Here is a 16,356-nt window from a genome sequence, read left to right as displayed (position 1 = left end):
ATAGCGGCGGCAGGCCTGTCGCGCAATCACTTGGACCAAGCGCGGTGGTGTTATTGGACTTTGCCCGCCAACCCTGCCAGACATTTCGAACAACTCACGAGGGAGCACACCATATGAAAGACGACCCGCATCGCCATCCGTTTCGCCGCAGTGGCGAGGACCGCGAGACCGCGTGCCATATTCCCGAAACGCCGCAAACCCGCGCGCCGTCCTATGCGTTGGCCTTTGCCGATCCTGACTTCATGCTCCGCGATGAATTGCGCCCTGTGCGGTTGCAGTTGGAGTTGCTCAAGCCCGAATTGCTGATGAATGAGGCCAAGGTGCAGTCCACAATCGTGATGTTCGGCGGGGCACGCATTCCAGCGCCAGAAAGCAAGGACAAGGCCCGCACCAAAACGCTGGCGGACCTGTCGATGTATTACGCGGAGGCCCGCAAACTTGCCCGTATCGTCACGACCGAAGGGTTAAAGTCAGATGCGCTTGAGAATGTCATTGTCACCGGCGGCGGCCCCGGTGTGATGGAGGCGGGCAACCGTGGCGCGCAGGACGCTGGCGGCAAGAGCATCGGCTTGAATATCGTGCTGCCCCATGAACAGGCCCCAAACGAATACGTCACGCCTGATCTGTGTTTCAACTTTCACTATTTCGCTATTCGCAAGATGCATTTCCTGATGCGCGCCAAGGCGATCTGCGTGTTTCCCGGTGGTTTTGGCACGTTGGATGAAACCTTTGAGGCGCTGACGCTGATCCAGACCGGCCGGATGGAGCGGGTGCCGTTTCTGCTGTTTGGGCGCGCGTTTTGGGAAAAGATCATCAACTGGGATGCTCTGGCCGATGCGGGCACAATTTCCGAAGAAGATCTGGACTTGTTCCGCTTTGTGGAAACCGCCGACGAAGCCGTCGCGGCCATCGCAAACTGGCAAGGTGCGGGCGAAAAGCGCGGCGCCATTCCGGGGCGGTGATGCGCGCTATTCTGGTGATGGGTGTTTCGGGGTCGGGGAAATCGACGATCGGCAAAGGGCTGGCGCGGCGGATCGGCGCGGCCTTTCTGGATGCCGATGATTTTCACCCACCCGAAAATGTCGCGCGGATGGCCGCTGGCAAACCGCTGACGGATGACATGCGCTGGCCGTGGCTTGATCGGTTGGTGACCGAAGTTGGCAGCGTGGGTGGCGATCGTGATGTTGTGCTGGCCTGTTCAGCGCTGCGGCGCAGTTACCGTAACCATCTACGCCGCGGCATTGCAAATCTGATCCTGATCTATCCAGATGCGCCCCGCACCTTGATCCAGTCACGGATGGCGGCCCGCGCGGGCCACTATATGCCGCTTGCCCTGCTGGACAGTCAGTTTGCCACGCTCGAGGTGCCCACGCCCGATGAAGGCGCGATCACCGTCAGCGTCGATCAGCCCGTCGATGCGATTGTTGCGCAGCTGGCCGAGGCCATCAGCGGCTAACCCAAGCCCCGCCGTCGCGCGATGACCGAATGCAGGCATCAATGAACCACATGCCCTGAAGCCCCGCGTCGATACCGGGCAGCAGCGCGCCGTCACCCTTGCCGCCGATCAGGTCCGCCGCATCGTTGTAGATGGTCGCGAACCCTTCAAGGTATCCTTCGGGGTGGCCCGGCGGGATGCGCGTCCAATCGCCCGCGCCGCCACCCAATCCGGCACCACCGCGTGTGATGATCTGCTTGGGTGCGCCCAAGGGCGTAAAGGTCATTGCGTTGGGGTTTTCCTGTCCCCATTCGAAGCCGCCCTTGTCACCGTAAATCCGCAGTCGCAGGCCGTTTTCATTGCCCACGGCAACTTGCGAGGCCCACAGCATCGCCTTGGCGCCTCCGTCAAGGCGCAGCATGATATGAGCGTTGTCATCAACTTGGCGTCCCTTGCCAAAGCTGTGCAGGTCGGCCGACAGGGCCGTGGCATCCAGACCCGTCACGAATGTCAGCAGGTTCAGCGCGTGGGTGCCGATATCGCCAATCGCCCCACCACCACCGGATTTCGCCGGATCGGTGCGCCAGACCGCCTGTTTGTTGCCTTCGGTTTCCAGCGCGCCCGACAGCCAATCCTGGGCATATTCCGCCTGAACGACACGGATTTTGCCCAGATCGCCGCGGGCAATCATCTGGCGCGCCTGGCGCATCAAGGGATAGCCGGTGTAGTTATGGGTGAGGATAAAATGCGCGCGGCTGGCCTTGATCGCGGTGGCAATTTCCGCGGCTTCGTCCAAGGATGCGCACAGCGGTTTGTCACAAATCACACTGATCCCCGCATTCAGAAAGGCAATCGTCGGGGCCGCGTGCATGTGGTTCGGTGTCACGATTGAAACAGCGTCAATCCCGTCGGCGCGCGCGGCTTCGGCCACGGCCATCGCGTTGAAATTGGCATAGGACCGGTCCGGTGCGATACCCAGTTCAGCGGCGCTGTCTGCGGCGCGCTGTGCGTTGGACGACAAAGCACCTGCGACCAATTCCCAGCGGCCATCAAGTCGGCTGGCATAGCGATGCACGCCGCCGATGAATGCGCCCTGGCCGCCGCCGACCATCCCCAGCTTCAAACGTGTCACAGGCCAAGCATCCTTTTGATTGTTGCTTCGTCTTTTGCGCCTCCGGCAAAGTCGTCAAACGCGGACTTCGGGGCCTCGATCAGGTGTCCGGCAATGAATGGCGCGCCTTCGGCGGCCCCCTGTTCGGCGGACTTGATGCAGCATTCCCATTCCAGCACGGCCCATGAATCGTAACCATATTGCGTGAGTTTGCTAAAGATTCCGGCGAAATCGACCTGCCCGTCACCCAAGGACCGGAAGCGGCCCGCGCGGTTTGTCCAGCCTTGGTAACCGGAATACACGCCTTGGCGACCGTCGGGATTAAATTCAGCGTCTTTGACGTGAAACGCGTTGATGCGGTCGTGATAGAGATCGATGAAGGCCAGGTAATCAAGCTGTTGCAGCAGGAAATGGCTGGGGTCGTAGTTGATCAGGGCGGCATCGTGGCCTCCACAGGCCTCCACGAACATCTCGTATGTCGCGCCATCAAACACATCTTCGCCGGGATGAATTTCATAGCCGATGGTCTGGCCGTGATCGGCGTAGTGGTTCAGGATCGGCGTCCAGCGGCGGCCCAGTTCGGCAAAGGCTTCGTCGATCAGGCCTTCGGGACGTTGTGGCCAGGGGTAAAGATAAGGAAAGGCCAGCGCGCCGGTGAAACTGACGGTGGCGCTCAGGCCAAGGCGCTGCGAGGCAACGGCAGCTTTCATCATCTGATCGACGGCCCAGGCCTGACGTTTGGCGGGGTTGCCCTTGCAGTCGTCTGGCGCGAAGGCATCAAACGCCAGATCATAGGCGGGGTTCACGGCGACCAGTTGACCCTGCAAGTGGGTGCTGAGCTCGGTGATCGCGACACCCGCATCGGCGCAGATGCCTTTGACCTCGTCACAGTAGGTCTGGCTTTCGGCAGCTTTGGTCAGATCAAACAGCCGACCATCAAACGTGGGGATTTGCACGCCCTTGTAACCCAGACCCGCGGCCCATTTGGTGATCCCTTCAAGGGTGTTGAACGGCGCTTCATCGCCAGCGAATTGCGCAAGGAAAAGGGCGGGGCCCTTGATTTGAGGTGTCATGGCAAGCCTATTTTCAAGTTAGTCCTTGGGGTGAGTTGGCACTTCAAGCCCCTGCATCGGCGGGGCGTTTGGTTCACGCACCGCCTGAATGGCCGCGCGGGCTAGAAATTCACCGGCATGTTTCACGTCCTCGGGAATGACGATAATGCCTTTGCGGAACAGTTGCAGAAACGGCATCGCTTCTTTCGAGAAGACATCAATGTCGGTTGCCACATCAAAACCTTCGGCCTCCATTCCCGCGACTGCGGCCATCGTCGCGGTGGTCGATCCGCTGATGACCCCGTCGATCAATGGGTCTTGTGTGACCGCCTGGGCAATGAATGTTCGCACGTCGGCCGAGCTGCTGTCGCTGTCGATGCGGCGCGCCACGGTCAGGTTCAGACCACAATCGCGCGCGGCGGATTGCGCGCCTTCGATCATTGCGCTGCCATAGCTTTGTGTCGTCGGCGGCGCGACCAACAGCAGACGTTTGCGACCGCGCCGGGCAAGATGTTCAACGGCGATCCGGCCAAAAACATCATTGTCGAAATCGAAATAGGGATGCTGATCGGCCCATTTGCTGCGGCCATGTGTGGCAAAGGGAAAGCCCATGTCGCGCAGATAGGCCACGCGCGGGTCGTCTTGCTCGATCTGGTTGAAAATGACCGCATCCGCCGAGCCGGTTTCGACAATATAACGGAACGGGCGCAGCAGGTCGTCACCGGGGTAGTGGGGCGTGACGTTGAGGTGAAATTGCGTTTCCTTCAGCCCCCCTGCAATCGATGAAATCAGACGGGCGGTGTGGTTCATCAGGTCATGTTCCGTCGACAACACGAGGCTGATCACATTGGTGCGCCCGGTGCGCAAACGCACCCCTGCCCGATTCGGCACATAACCGACCTCCTTGGCGATTCGCCGCACGCGTTCCTTGGTCTTTTGGCCGATGTCAGGTGCATCGCTCAGGGCGCGTGACACGGTCGGCACAGCCAACCCGCTGAGTTGCGAGATCGTCTTGAGAGTAGGCTTGCGGCCTACTTTTTCAGGGGTTGCGGGTTTTACCTCGTTTGTCACGTGTCACTCGTTTCAGGTTTGGCTCGGGATAGCAGAGCCGTTGGACAATTGAACAGAATAACTGTTGCCAGATCAATCTAAAACGTTATAGAAAAATCTACAACGATTTAGAACCAGGGAGGAGAGAATCGTGAAACTAACAACCAAACTGCTTGCCGCCACGGCACTTGTGGGTGCTTCGACGGCACATGCCGCCGAACTTGAGGTCACGCACTGGTGGACATCCGGCGGTGAAGCCGCGGCTGTTTCCAAGCTCGCCGAAGCGCTGAACAGCAACACAGAACATACTTGGGTCGACGGTGCCATTGCCGGGTCCGGCGGCACCGCGCGTCCGATCATTATCAGCCGTATCATCGGCGGCGATCCGATGGCCGCAACCCAGTTGAACCACGGACGTCAGGCCGAGGAACTGATCGAAGCGGGCCTGATGACAGACCTGACCGAACTGGCGGATGCCGAAGGCTGGCGTGATCTTGTCAACCCGTCCGCCCTTCTGGACAGCTGCACGCTGGACGGTCGCATCTATTGCGTTCCGATCAACATCCATTCGTGGCAGTGGATCTGGCTGAGCCATGCCGCATTTGAAGAAGCCGGCGTTCCGGTGCCAACGAACTGGGACGAATTTGCAGCCGCTGCCCCCGCATTGCGTGCGGCAGGTCTTCAGCCGCTCGCGATGGGTCAGCAGGGTTGGCAACAAAGTGGCGCGTTCGGTGTGATGGCGATTGCGCTTGCAGGTCAGGACGCATGGTCGGCCGTGAACATCGACAAGAACGCCGATGTGGCCGCGGGCCCCGAATACGCCCGCGTGTTCCAGGCGGCTGTTGATGCCCGCGCATTCGCTGCCGGATCAAACGTGCAGGACTGGAACCAAGCGACCAACATGGTGATCACTGGTCAAGCTGGCGGTCAGATCATGGGTGACTGGGCGCAGGGTGAATTCCAGGTTGCCGGTCAGGTTGCCGGCGAAGACTACACCTGTCTTCCCGGTCTGGGTGAAGCCGAGATTCTGGATACTGGCGGTGATGCATTCTACTTCCCCGTTATCGACGATCCCGAAGTAAAGGCAGCCCAGCTTGAACTGGCCTCGCTGCTGATCTCGCCCGAGGTGCAGGTCTCGTTCAACCTTGCGAAGGGCTCGCTCCCGGTGCGTGGTGACATCGACATGTCTGCCGCAAACGACTGCATGCAGAAGGGTCTTGATATTCTTGCAAGCGGGAGCATCCTGCCTTCTGGCGACATGAATCTGACGCCTGACACGCAGACCCAGATCGAAGAGCTGATGGCCGAATTCTGGTCTTCGGATATGAGTGCCACTGACGCCCAAGCGCGTTACGCATCGATCATCGCTGACGCTGATTAAGCTTTCGCGCAGTGCGGGCCCGGCCAATGTGCCGGGCCCAAAATCTTTCTAGACAAATGGGGGCGACGATGGACGCGAGCAAGCGACCCAGCAGGCTATTCCGAAACCTTAACGCCAAGATTGCATCTGTGCCGATGATCCTCACCGCCTTGGTGGTTTTCGTTGGCGGAACGACGTGGACTGTTGTTCACTCCTTCACCAGTTCGCGCCTGTTGCCCAGGCTCGACTTTGTGGGGCTGGAACAATACGAACGCCTTTGGTCCAGTAGCCGCTGGATGATTTCCATCTCGAACCTTGCGGTTTACGGCGTCTGTTCGCTGATCCTGACGCTGGTGATCGGCTTTACACTTGCGGCGATGCTTGATCGCAAAATCCGTGGCGAAGCTGTCTTTCGCTCCATCTTTCTTTATCCTTTTGCCCTGTCGTTTGTCGTGACCGGCCTTGCGTGGCAATGGATCCTGAACCCCGACTTTGGTGTGCAGGGCGTTGTGCGCAGCCTTGGCTGGGAGAGCTTTACATTTGACCCTCTCAACAACCCCAATATCGTGATTTACGGCATTCTGATCGCCGGGATCTGGCAGGGGTCGGGCCTGATCATGGTGATCATGCTGGCCGGTCTGCGCGGCATTGACGAAGACATCTGGAAGGCCGCCCGCGTTGACGGAATCGGCACCGTCAAAACCTATATCCGCGTTGTCATTCCCATGATGCGCCCTGTTTTCATCACCGCTCTGGTGCTGATCGCCAGCGGGATTATCAAACTCTACGACCTTGTGGTCGCCCAGACGAACGGCGGCCCCGGCCTCGCGTCCGAAGTGCCCGCGAAATACGTCATCAACTATATGTTCCAGGCGCAGAACCTTGCGCAGGGGTTTGCTGCATCAACGATGATGCTTTTGTCGGTGATCATCATCCTGATCCCCTGGGCCTACCTTGAATTCGGAGGCAAGAAAAATGGCTGATACGACCCTTCATACGCCGACCGACATGACCGGCCCGCGCGGCCCCAAGCCCAGACGCAAACTGTCGCGCAACAACATTTTCCTTTATGGTGCGCTATTGCTGGTCTCGGTTTACTACCTGTTGCCGCTTTATGTGATGGTTGTGACCTCGCTCAAGGGGATGCCGGAAATCCGGCTGGGCAATATTTTCAGCCCGCCCATCGAGGTGACATTCCAACCCTGGGTCACCGCCTGGGCCGAGGCGTGCACCGGTATCAACTGTGACGGGCTGTCGCGCGGGTTCTGGAACTCGGTGCAGATTCTGGTGCCTTCGGTGGTGCTGTCGATCCTGATTGCCAGCGTCAATGGCTACGCCCTGTCCAACTGGAAATTCAAAGGCTCCGAGGTGTTCTTTACGATCCTGATCCTTGGCGCATTCATTCCCTACCAGACGATGATCTACCCGATCGTGATCATGCTGCGCGAAATCAAGTTGATGGGCAGTATCTGGGGGTTGGTGCTGGTGCACACCGTGTTCGGGATGCCGATCCTGACGCTGTTGTTTCGTAACTACTTCACCTCGATTCCCGAGGAATTGTTCAAAGCGGCCCGCGTTGATGGCGCAGGTTTCTGGGGCATTTATTTCCGTATCATGCTGCCAATGGCGATCCCGATTTTCGTGGTGGCGGTGATCCTTCAGGTCACGGGTATCTGGAACGATTTTCTATTCGGCGTGATCTACACGAAACCCGAAACCTATCCGATGACGGTCCAGCTCAACAACATCGTCAACTCGGTGCAGGGCGTAAAGGAATACAACGTCAATATGGCGGCGACGCTGCTGACCGGGCTTGTGCCGCTGGTCATTTACTTCGCTTCTGGAAAACTATTTGTGCGCGGCATTGCGGCCGGCGCAGTCAAAGGCTGATCTCATGACTCACTCTGTTCAAATCAAAAACCTCGACCTTAATTTCGGCTCTGTTCAGGTACTGCGCAACCTGAACCTCGATATCAACGAGGGTGAATTTATCGTGCTGCTTGGGTCGTCCGGCTGCGGGAAATCCACGCTGTTGAACTGCATCGCGGGGCTTTTGGAAGTCAGCGACGGGCAGATTTTCATCAAGGGCGACAATGTCACCTGGAAAGAACCCAGCGAACGCGGCATCGGCATGGTGTTCCAGTCCTACGCGCTTTATCCGCAGATGAGCGTCGAGGGGAACCTATCGTTCGGCCTCAAGAACGCCAAAATGCCAAAGGCGGAAATTGCGCAACGTGTCGCCCGCGCCGCCGAGGTTTTGCAGATTGAACAATTGCTGAAACGCAAACCCGGCGCGCTGTCGGGGGGCAACGTCAGCGTGTCGCGATCGGCCGTGCGCTGGTGCGCGATGTGGATGTGTTCCTGTTTGACGAACCGCTGTCCAACCTTGATGCAAAATTGCGCGCGGACCTGCGGGTTGAATTGAAACGGCTACACCACAGCCTGAAAAACACGATGATCTATGTGACCCATGATCAGGTCGAAGCAATGACGCTGGCCGACCGGATCGCGATCATGAAGGGTGGCAACATCATGCAGCTTGGGTCACCGGACGAGATTTATAACCGCCCGCAGAATATCTATGTGGCCGATTTCATCGGCTCGCCCTCGATGAATTTCATGGAGGGCGAATTCCGCGATGGGACATTCACCACCAACGGGATCGCCATGCCGATGGAAGGTTACGAATACGCCAGTGAGACTGTCCACAACGGTGCCGCCGTGATCGGTATCCGCCCGGAACATATCGTCACCGGCGAACTGGTGAACAACGCACCGATCCAGATGGATGTGACCGCCGATCTGGTAGAACCGATGGGATCGGATACGCTGGTGCACGTTACGGTGGCGGATAAAACCTTTCGCATTCGTATGGATGGCCAGGCCCGCGTTCACGAAGGCGACGACCTTAAGATCGGCATCGTTCCGGCGCAGGCATCCCTGTTTGACAAAAAGACCGAGGCGCGACTTTGACACCAAAAGGCCGGTCCGATGGCACCGATCTGACGGGCGCCTGGACATTGACCGACATAAACGGCGATTACCGTTGTGACGTGATGCTGCCCGGTGACGGCATTACCGCGCTCCACGCCGCGGGGCATATTCCCGACCCCTATTGGGGACGCAACGAATATGATCTGCGCTGGATCGGCGAGCGTGACTGGGTTGTGCGCCGCGATGTGACCTTGACCGACATGGCGGTTGATCTGGTGGTGTCCGGCGTCGATACCGTTGCGACGATCCGGTGGAACGGGCGGGTGGTCTTGCGCTGTGATAACGTGCATCGCAGCTTTCGGATTGATCTGTCCGATGTGGCCAAGCCGGGCAAGAACACGGTCGAGATCACCTTTCATTCCCCCGTGGCCGAGGGCGCAAAACGTCAGGTCGCGCACCCTTTCCCCATCCCCTATTCCACCGACAACAACCCGATCCCGAACGGAAATATGCTGCGCAAGGTGCAATGCGATTTCGGCTGGGACTGGAACATCGCGCTGACACCCTTTGGCGTGGGCGGCGGTATTCGGCTGGAGCCAACAGGCGCGCCGCGGATTGATGCGGTGCTGGTGCAGCAAACCCACAGCGATGGTCATGTGGCCGTTGATGTGACGGTGAATGCGGCCTTTCTGGACGGTGAAACGGTGCGGGCGCGCCTATGTGATCAGACGGCAAGCGCCGAGATAGATGGCGGCAAAGCTTTTGTGCGCCTGTCCATCAAGAACCCTGACCTGTGGTGGCCAAACGGGCAAGGGCCCCAGACCCTGCACGACCTTGAAATCGACGCCGGCGGCGTGACCGCGCACCGGCGTCTGGGCCTGCGCAACATCGAATTGGTCACGCAACCTGACACGGCCGGTGCGTCTTTCGGGTGTCGTGTGAATGGACGCGCTGTATTTGCCAAGGGTGCCAACTGGATCCCAGCCGATGCCCTGCAGGGCAACATCACCGACGCAAAGACGCGTGGATTGCTGCAATCGGCAGCCGACGCGCATATGAATATGATCCGCGTTTGGGGCGGCGGGCGCTACGAGCCGGACAGTTTTTATGATGCCTGCGACGCGTTGGGCCTGATGGTCTGGCAGGATTTCATGTTCGCCTGTTCGATCTATCCGTCCGACGATGCATTCCTTGAAAACGTCACCGCCGAGGTGCGCGAAAACACCGCCCGCCTCCAGCATCACGCCTGTCTGGCGCTGTGGTGCGGCGATAACGAATTGGTCGGCTCGCTGGACTGGTTCCCGGAAACCCGCGACAACCGCGACCGCTATCTGGTGAATTACGACCGGCTGAACCGCACTATTGAAACGGCGATGAAATCGGTTGATCCCGCGGCGAACTGGTGGCCCTCGTCACCTTCGCTTGGGCCGATGGATTTTCGCGATGGCTGGCATGTGGACGGGCAAGGCGACATGCATTTCTGGTCGGTCTGGCACGAGGGGCGCGATTTCGACCACTATCGCGATGTGACCCCGCGCTTTTGTTCGGAATTCGGTTTTCAATCCTATCCGTCGATGTCGGCGATCCGCACATTCGCCGCGCCCGAAGATTTCAACATCGCGGCTCCGGTGCTGGAAAGCCACCAAAAGAATGCTGGCGGCAATGCGCGGATTGCGGAAACCATGTTTCGCTATTTCCGCTGGCCCGCGCAATTTGAAGATTTCGTGTATCTGAGCCAGGTGCAGCAGGGCATCGCGATCAAGACCGCCGTGACCCACTGGCGCAGCCTGAAACCGCAGTGCATGGGCACGCTTTACTGGCAGTTGAACGATACCTGGCCGGTGTGTTCCTGGGCCTCGCTTGATCATGGTGGCAACTGGAAATTGCTGCACCATATGGCGCGCGATTTTTATAACCCCGTGCTGGTGACGGCCGTGCCTATGGGCGACGGTATCGTGCTGCGCGGCGTCAATGATCTGGCTGACAGGGTCGATGTCTTTGTCACGGCCGTTGCCCTGGCGATGGATGGCAGCACCCGCGACCTTGGCAAGGCGGATGCCAGCATCGGCAGCGATGCAGTTGATGTTTTAACCGTGCAGGCTGGCGATCTAGGTGCGCAAGAGATGCTGTTTTTCGCCTGGACCGGCAGCGATGGAACCAGCGGCAGCGATATATACGCACCCCACCCCTTCAAACATTACGCATTGAACGCACCCGATATCGCAATGGCTGTCGCGGACCAAGGTGGCGTTTGGCAGATCACGCTGACGGCGCAAAAGCCCGCGTTTTTCGTCAGTCTCGAGGCATCTACGGCCGGACGGTTTGACCGCAACGCTGTGCATCTCATGCCTGATACGCCCCTTACGTTCTCATTCGTGCCGGAGAGGGGCGACACCCCCGCATTCACCCTGCGCGATCTTCATACGGCCACGATGGCCTGACAACCTGAAAGGAAACCCGATGCCGACGATTGCCTATCAACTTTACTGTTCCCGCAACTTCCCGCCGCTGGGCGATACGCTGTCGATGCTGTCGCGCCTCGGGTATTCGTATGTCGAAGGGTATGGCGGGCTTTATGACGATGCGGCTGGCTTGCGCGCCCAACTTGATGCGACGGGGCTGCAAATGCCGACCGGGCACTTTGGTCTTGATATGGTCGAAGGCGATCCCGCACGCGCGATCGAAGTCGCCAAAACTTTGGGGATCAAACACGTGCTTGTGCCCCATATCGCGCAGGACTTGCGCCCGACAGATACTGCTGGTTGGCGCGCCTTTGGTGCGCGGCTGGCCAAAGCCGGGCAGCCGATCATCGACGCGGGGTTGAATTTTGGCTGGCATAACCACGACTTTGAACTTGTGGCCGGTGCCGATGGTGTCATGCCGCTCGATGCAATGATGGAAGGCGGCCCATCGCTCTCGCTCGAGCTTGATCTGGGGTGGGTGCAGCGCGCAGGTCAAAGCCCTGCCGCGTGGATCGCTAAATATGCGGACCGGCTTGTTGCTGTTCACATCAAAGACATTGCCCCCAGCGGTGAATGCGTGGATGAAGATGGCTGGGCCGATGTGGGCCACGGCACGATGGATTGGGCATCGATCACGGCAGCGCTTGCGGCTGCGAATGTTACGCACTTTGTCATTGAACACGACAACCCCAATGACGACGAACGCTTTGCGCGCCGATCACTGGCAACCGCAACGAAATTCTAAAGGATCACGGATATGAAGAAACTTGGGGTTGGCATCATTGGATGCGGGAACATCTCGGCGGCCTATTTGCGTTTGGGTCCGCTGTTCAAGGCGCTGGATATGCGCGCGGTAGCCGATATCAACATGGATGCCGCCAAGGCGCGTGCCGATGAATTTGGCGTGCGTGCCGACACCGTTGAGGGGCTGCTGGCGGCGGGCGATATCGATGTGATCGTGAACCTGACGATCCCTGCGGTGCATTATCAGGTCACGCGGCAAATTCTTGAGGCAGGCAAGCACGCCTATTCCGAAAAACCGCTGGTGTTGACACTTGAGGAAGGCGAAGCCCTGCGCGAACTGGCGGCGGCCAAGGGTCTGCGCGTTGGGTCAGCGCCCGATACATTTCTGGGCGGTGCACACCAGCAGGCGCGTGCGGCCATTGATGCGGGCGATGTGGGCCGGATCATCGGTGGCACCTGCCACGTGATGAGCCACGGCATGGAGCAATGGCACCCGAACCCCGATTTCTTTTTCCAGCCGGGGGCCGGACCGGTTCTGGATATTGGCCCCTATTACGTGACCAACCTGATCCAGCTGATCGGGCCGGTCAAAACCGTCAGCGCGATGGCCGCGGCCACCTTCAAGACTCGCACCATTTCCAATGGGCCACGGGATGGCGAAACCGTGCCGGTGGACACGCCGACCAACATTCATGCCCTGCTGGAGTTTCACAACGGTGCCATCGTGACGCTGGGCGCGAGCTGGGATGTTTGGGCGCACAGCCACCCCAACATGGAACTTTACGGCGAAACAGGCAGCCTGTTTGTGCCCGACCCGAATTTCTTTGGTGGCAATGTCGGCCACGCGGGGATGGATGGTGACCGCACAAATCTGGTGCCAACGGACCATCCCTTTGGGATCGCCAATCAGGATGACAAGGGCACGCCGCGCGCCAATTATCGCTGTGCCGGTCTTGCCGATATGGCCCAAGCCATCAGCGAGGGGCGCAAGCACCGGTGCGACATTGATCTGGCTGTGCATGCGATTGAAGTGATGACAGGTATCCTGCGCGCCGCCGAATCCCGCGGCTTTGTAGACATGACGACGACCTGCGAACGCCCCGCCGCCCTATCGGCCGACGAGGCCCGCGCGTTGTTGGCCTAAGGTGAAAACGCCCGTTGGCTGGGCGCGCCTTGTGAAATTTTGGCGGCGGCAACCTGATGTTGCCGCCGTCGCCTGATTTCACGCGCGATCGCATCACGCACCACATGACCGAGCGTTGTTTCATCTTCCCACGCGGCAAGGCGCAATGCCTCCTCCATTGGGGCGGCGATTTTCAGTTGAACTGTGAGTGTCTGGTCCATGCCGCCAAACTGACGCGATTCTGGTGAACGCGAGGTTAACCACCGCGATACGTCACGCAACCACCCGCCGTTTTGCGGATTCGCGACTGTGGGCTATGCTTTGGCGGATTGGGGGGCACTATGAAAATCAAAATTGGCAGCATCGACTTCGAGGCGACACCCTATGTGCCGCAAGACCCGCCGCGCACGATGTTTCCATCGCCACATAGCTATCGAAATTTCTTTGAACATGCCGATTGGGAATTACGCCAGAAATCCAACCGCCTTGTCTATCGCTATGATTGCCGCACCAAGGTCGAAAAACGCTTTGCCATCGACGTGAATAACCAGATCACGCTTGAGACCGATTTGTTCGCCTTTGTGCCGCGCAAGCCGGACCCCAGCGCACCCAAGGCCCCACCCGGCAATCACCCCAAAAGGGCCAAGGCGTTTGCCAATGCCACCGCCAAGGCGGCGGGTTTGTCCGGTCTGGCGGACCTTAACAAGGCGCTGCAAGGCGCGCTGGCCAGTTTCAAGGTCACCGTGCCGATTGCCAAATTCAAGGCGGGGTTTGCGCCCGATACCAGCTTTGCCATTCGGGCCGAAGTCGAATACCGCCACTTTATTCTGAGGGTTCCGGGTAAACAGTTGCGCGGCTACCTGTTTGTGTCCTTCCCCTTTGCGGTGCAGTTTCACGGCAGTTTCCTGCGCCACTGCGTCAAACCCAAAAAGGGCGATCCGATCCCATCGCGGTTCGAAGATCCGCCGCGCCCCCTGCTGCCTGATGACCTTGGCACGCTAGGCATCACCGAAGATGCCCTGAAGGCGCATCGTGCCAAGGTCGAGGCCCACATCAAATGGCTGCGCAAACGCGCGCAGGAAGAACGCGACAGACCCCTGACCAAAGGATTGACCGACAAGAAGGCCAAGAAAGAAAAGGATTTCCGGGATTTCATGGTCAAGATCTTCACCGACGCCATAGAACGCCACGAAAAAGAGCTTGAAGCCTTTGACAAAGCCCTGCGCGAGAAGAAAGCCGCGTTGGGCGGGGGTTAGTCGCCCAAGCCTGCCTCTGCGTCGATTTGCTTGCGGGATTTGCGGGCACGTTCGGTGGCAGATTTCAACTGACCGCAGGCAGCCATGATGTCTTCGCCGCGTGGACGCCGGATCGGGCTGGCGTAGCCGGCGCGATAGACGATTTCGGCGAAGGCGTCGATCCGCGCCTTGTCGCTGCGTTCATAGGGCGCGCCGGGCCATTCGTTGAACGGGATCAGGTTGATCTTGGCGGGGATGCCGTCGATCAGTTTCACCAGACGGCGGGCATCATCGTCGCTGTCGTTCACGCCTTTCAGCATCACATATTCAAAGGTGATCCGTTCGCTGTTGGACACCTTGGGATACGCGCGCAGGGCGTCCAGAAGCTCGGCGATATTCCAGCGCTTGTTGATCGGCACCAGTTTGTCACGCACCTCGTCCGTGGTGGCGTGAAACGACACGGCGAGCTGGCAGCCAATTTCCTGCGCCGTGCGGTGGATTTCCGGCACAACGCCGGACGTGGACAGGGTGATGCGGCGTCGCGACAGGGCGATGCCTTCGCCGTCCATCGCGATCTTCATCGCGTCACGGACGTTTTCAAAATTATAAAGCGGTTCACCCATGCCCATGAGCACGACATTGGACAAAAGGCGCGGGCCTTGGTCGGCGGTGCTGACGCCCTGTTCCGGCCAGCCGTCCAGATCATCGCGGGCGAGCATGATCTGCCCGACGATTTCACCGGCGGTCAGGTTGCGCACCAGTTTCTGCGTGCCGGTGTGACAAAAGCTGCAGGTCAGGGTGCAACCGACCTGACTGGAAATGCACAACGTGCCGCGATCGGTTTCGGGGATATAAACCACCTCGACCTCGTGACCGCCGGCAATACGCACAAGGTATTTGCGGGTGCCGTCGGTGGATACCTCGCGTGTCACAACTTCGGGCAGGGCGATGACAAAGGTATCCGCCAGTTGCGCGCGAAAATCCTTGGAGAGGTTTGTCATATCAGCGAAATCGCGCGCGCCCCAGTGATAGATCCATTGCCAGATCTGGTTCACGCGCATCTTGGCCTGTTTTTCCGGTGTGCCCATTGCGATCAGGGCCTCGCGCAGCGCATCACGGGTCAGACCGACGATATTTGTCGGGCCTTCGGGAAGCGCGCGTTTGATGGTCATGACGTCTTGGGTGATCGGTGCAGTGGCCGACATGATGAACCTTTTGGGTTTGGGGTCAGATAGGCCCAATATAGGATTCGGGGCCGGTTTCCAAAGAAAACCGGCCCCGTTCATTTCACAACACTGTTTTCAGCTTAACCCGAGCAGCGGCGCTGCGCCTCTTCAACGGCGGCCGTAAAGCCCAACAGCGAGAAAGTATCGGCTGTTTGCGTGCCACGACCCGACCGCGCGGTCAGCTTGGCTTCGGCACCGCGGCGCATTGCGGCGACAATGGCTGCATCATCTTCGGGAGTGGCAGGCCAGGCCCATTCGCCTTCGGTAAAGAGTTCAAATTTCGATCCGTCGATGTCCACTTCCACGGTCGAGCCGCCGGCAAAGGGGTAGCCGCCTGTAAACGTCACCTGCCCTTGGACGCCCGAACCGGGGCGATAGAACACGAACAACAGGATATCGCCACGCCGCACGGCCACGGGCTGCCCGTCGCGGGTATTCACCGTTTCCTTGGGGGCCGACACACCCCAGCATTCGGTCGGGCTGTCCTCGACGAAAACGGACCAATCGGTGTTTGCGGCGACGCGGTTGCCGCTTTCCTCTTGCGCGGAAACGCTACCCGCAATCATCAGGGCGGTCGTAACGCCAATCACACGTGAAAATGCTGAAATCATATCTACACAGCCT

Annotated in this window: 15 protein-coding genes and 1 pseudogene; 10 read left to right on the top strand and 6 right to left on the bottom strand. The window is 59.1% G+C overall.

Annotation, left to right across the window (positions count from 1 at the left end):
- Window positions 1-113 precede the first annotated feature (113 nt).
- Window positions 114-962, top strand: a complete 849-nt coding sequence (locus FTO60_RS00265) for a TIGR00730 family Rossman fold protein (RefSeq protein ID WP_148054083.1) — start codon at window positions 114-116, stop codon at window positions 960-962.
- The gene (locus FTO60_RS00260; protein ID WP_254696841.1) at window positions 962-1,456 is read left to right on the top strand and encodes a gluconokinase; all 495 of its coding nucleotides are present in this window, start codon (window positions 962-964) and stop codon (window positions 1,454-1,456) included. Before FTO60_RS00265 ends, FTO60_RS00260 begins: the two co-directional genes overlap by 1 nt.
- On the opposite strand, the gene FTO60_RS00255 is transcribed toward FTO60_RS00260, so the two are convergent.
- From FTO60_RS00255 to FTO60_RS00245, 3 genes are read right to left on the bottom strand one after another with little or no spacing between them, the layout of a single operon-like run.
- Window positions 1,446-2,546 (bottom strand): Gfo/Idh/MocA family protein, encoded by a 1,101-nt coding sequence (locus FTO60_RS00255; protein ID WP_148056989.1) that lies wholly within the window; start codon window positions 2,544-2,546, stop codon window positions 1,446-1,448. The two genes, FTO60_RS00260 and FTO60_RS00255, sit on opposite strands and share 11 nt — an antisense overlap.
- A gap of 17 nt (window positions 2,547-2,563) precedes the next feature.
- A complete protein-coding gene (locus FTO60_RS00250; protein ID WP_148054082.1) occupies window positions 2,564-3,619 on the bottom strand; it encodes a sugar phosphate isomerase/epimerase in 1,056 nt (351 codons plus the stop codon).
- A gap of 18 nt (window positions 3,620-3,637) precedes the next feature.
- On the bottom strand, window positions 3,638-4,669 hold the full coding sequence (locus FTO60_RS00245) for a LacI family transcriptional regulator (protein ID WP_148054081.1): 1,032 nt from the start codon (window positions 4,667-4,669) through the stop codon (window positions 3,638-3,640).
- A 130-nt stretch (window positions 4,670-4,799) separates the two neighbouring features.
- Here FTO60_RS00245 and FTO60_RS00240 point away from each other — a divergent pair, with 130 nt between their 5' ends.
- The 7 genes and pseudogenes from FTO60_RS00240 (at window position 4,800) to FTO60_RS00210 (ending at window position 13,292) form a co-directional block, all read left to right on the top strand.
- On the top strand, window positions 4,800-6,029 hold the full coding sequence (locus FTO60_RS00240; protein ID WP_148054080.1) for an ABC transporter substrate-binding protein: 1,230 nt from the start codon (window positions 4,800-4,802) through the stop codon (window positions 6,027-6,029).
- A gap of 134 nt (window positions 6,030-6,163) precedes the next feature.
- Window positions 6,164-6,991, top strand: coding sequence for a carbohydrate ABC transporter permease (locus FTO60_RS00235; protein ID WP_254696840.1), 828 nt, complete (start codon window positions 6,164-6,166; stop codon window positions 6,989-6,991).
- The gene (locus FTO60_RS00230) at window positions 6,984-7,898 is read left to right on the top strand and encodes a carbohydrate ABC transporter permease (protein ID WP_148054078.1); all 915 of its coding nucleotides are present in this window, start codon (window positions 6,984-6,986) and stop codon (window positions 7,896-7,898) included. Before FTO60_RS00235 ends, FTO60_RS00230 begins: the two co-directional genes overlap by 8 nt.
- A 4-nt stretch (window positions 7,899-7,902) precedes the next feature.
- Window positions 7,903-8,981, top strand: a pseudogene (locus FTO60_RS00225) (ABC transporter ATP-binding protein).
- A complete protein-coding gene (locus FTO60_RS00220) occupies window positions 8,978-11,383 on the top strand; it encodes a glycoside hydrolase family 2 protein (protein WP_254696839.1) in 2,406 nt (801 codons plus the stop codon). Before FTO60_RS00225 ends, FTO60_RS00220 begins: the two are co-directional and overlap by 4 nt.
- 19 nt (window positions 11,384-11,402) lie before the next feature.
- Window positions 11,403-12,149 (top strand): sugar phosphate isomerase/epimerase, encoded by a 747-nt coding sequence (locus FTO60_RS00215; protein ID WP_148054077.1) that lies wholly within the window; start codon window positions 11,403-11,405, stop codon window positions 12,147-12,149.
- A gap of 12 nt (window positions 12,150-12,161) precedes the next feature.
- Window positions 12,162-13,292 (top strand): Gfo/Idh/MocA family protein, encoded by a 1,131-nt coding sequence (locus tag FTO60_RS00210; RefSeq protein ID WP_148054076.1) that lies wholly within the window; start codon window positions 12,162-12,164, stop codon window positions 13,290-13,292.
- Here the strand turns inward: FTO60_RS00210 and FTO60_RS00205 are convergent.
- Window positions 13,289-13,492 carry a hypothetical protein gene (locus tag FTO60_RS00205; protein WP_148054075.1) on the bottom strand — a complete coding sequence of 68 codons (204 nt, stop codon included), beginning with the start codon at window positions 13,490-13,492 and terminating at the stop codon, window positions 13,289-13,291. The two genes, FTO60_RS00210 and FTO60_RS00205, sit on opposite strands and share 4 nt — an antisense overlap.
- Before the next feature lie 120 nt (window positions 13,493-13,612).
- On the opposite strand from FTO60_RS00205, the gene FTO60_RS00200 reads away from it, so the two are divergent.
- Complete coding sequence (locus FTO60_RS00200) at window positions 13,613-14,527, top strand: hypothetical protein (protein WP_148054074.1); 915 nt, start codon at window positions 13,613-13,615, stop codon at window positions 14,525-14,527.
- On the opposite strand, the gene rlmN is transcribed toward FTO60_RS00200, so the two are convergent.
- Both rlmN and FTO60_RS00190 read right to left on the bottom strand, forming a co-directional pair.
- Entirely contained in the window at window positions 14,524-15,711 is a 1,188-nt protein-coding gene (gene rlmN / locus FTO60_RS00195; RefSeq protein ID WP_148054073.1) for a 23S rRNA (adenine(2503)-C(2))-methyltransferase RlmN, read from the bottom strand. The genes FTO60_RS00200 and rlmN overlap by 4 nt on opposite strands.
- Before the next feature lie 101 nt (window positions 15,712-15,812).
- Complete coding sequence (locus tag FTO60_RS00190) at window positions 15,813-16,343, bottom strand: invasion associated locus B family protein (RefSeq protein ID WP_148054072.1); 531 nt, start codon at window positions 16,341-16,343, stop codon at window positions 15,813-15,815.
- Between the last annotated feature and the right edge of the window lie 13 nt (window positions 16,344-16,356).

The sequence above is a fragment of the Octadecabacter sp. SW4 genome (assembly GCF_008065155.1).
In the GTDB taxonomy this organism is placed as follows: domain Bacteria; phylum Pseudomonadota; class Alphaproteobacteria; order Rhodobacterales; family Rhodobacteraceae; genus SW4.
The sequence above is the reverse complement of the archived record's forward strand: the minus strand, read 5'-3'. Positions and strand labels throughout refer to the sequence as shown.

What these genes read in the sequence shown, in the direction of transcription:
- FTO60_RS00190 (WP_148054072.1), bottom strand. Translation starts at nt 16,343, where the DNA reads ATGATTTCAGCATTTTCACGTGTGATTGGCGTTACGACCGCCCTGATG.
- FTO60_RS00235 (WP_254696840.1), top strand. Translation starts at nt 6,164, where the DNA reads ATGATCCTCACCGCCTTGGTGGTTTTCGTTGGCGGAACGACGTGGACT.
- FTO60_RS00250 (WP_148054082.1), bottom strand. Translation starts at nt 3,619, where the DNA reads ATGACACCTCAAATCAAGGGCCCCGCCCTTTTCCTTGCGCAATTCGCT.
- FTO60_RS00205 (WP_148054075.1), bottom strand. Translation starts at nt 13,492, where the DNA reads ATGGACCAGACACTCACAGTTCAACTGAAAATCGCCGCCCCAATGGAG.
- FTO60_RS00230 (WP_148054078.1), top strand. Translation starts at nt 6,984, where the DNA reads ATGGCTGATACGACCCTTCATACGCCGACCGACATGACCGGCCCGCGC.
- FTO60_RS00260 (WP_254696841.1), top strand. Translation starts at nt 962, where the DNA reads ATGCGCGCTATTCTGGTGATGGGTGTTTCGGGGTCGGGGAAATCGACG.
- FTO60_RS00255 (WP_148056989.1), bottom strand. Translation starts at nt 2,546, where the DNA reads ATGGTCGGCGGCGGCCAGGGCGCATTCATCGGCGGCGTGCATCGCTAT.
- FTO60_RS00210 (WP_148054076.1), top strand. Translation starts at nt 12,162, where the DNA reads ATGAAGAAACTTGGGGTTGGCATCATTGGATGCGGGAACATCTCGGCG.
- FTO60_RS00215 (WP_148054077.1), top strand. Translation starts at nt 11,403, where the DNA reads ATGCCGACGATTGCCTATCAACTTTACTGTTCCCGCAACTTCCCGCCG.
- FTO60_RS00200 (WP_148054074.1), top strand. Translation starts at nt 13,613, where the DNA reads ATGAAAATCAAAATTGGCAGCATCGACTTCGAGGCGACACCCTATGTG.
- rlmN (WP_148054073.1), bottom strand. Translation starts at nt 15,711, where the DNA reads ATGTCGGCCACTGCACCGATCACCCAAGACGTCATGACCATCAAACGC.
- FTO60_RS00265 (WP_148054083.1), top strand. Translation starts at nt 114, where the DNA reads ATGAAAGACGACCCGCATCGCCATCCGTTTCGCCGCAGTGGCGAGGAC.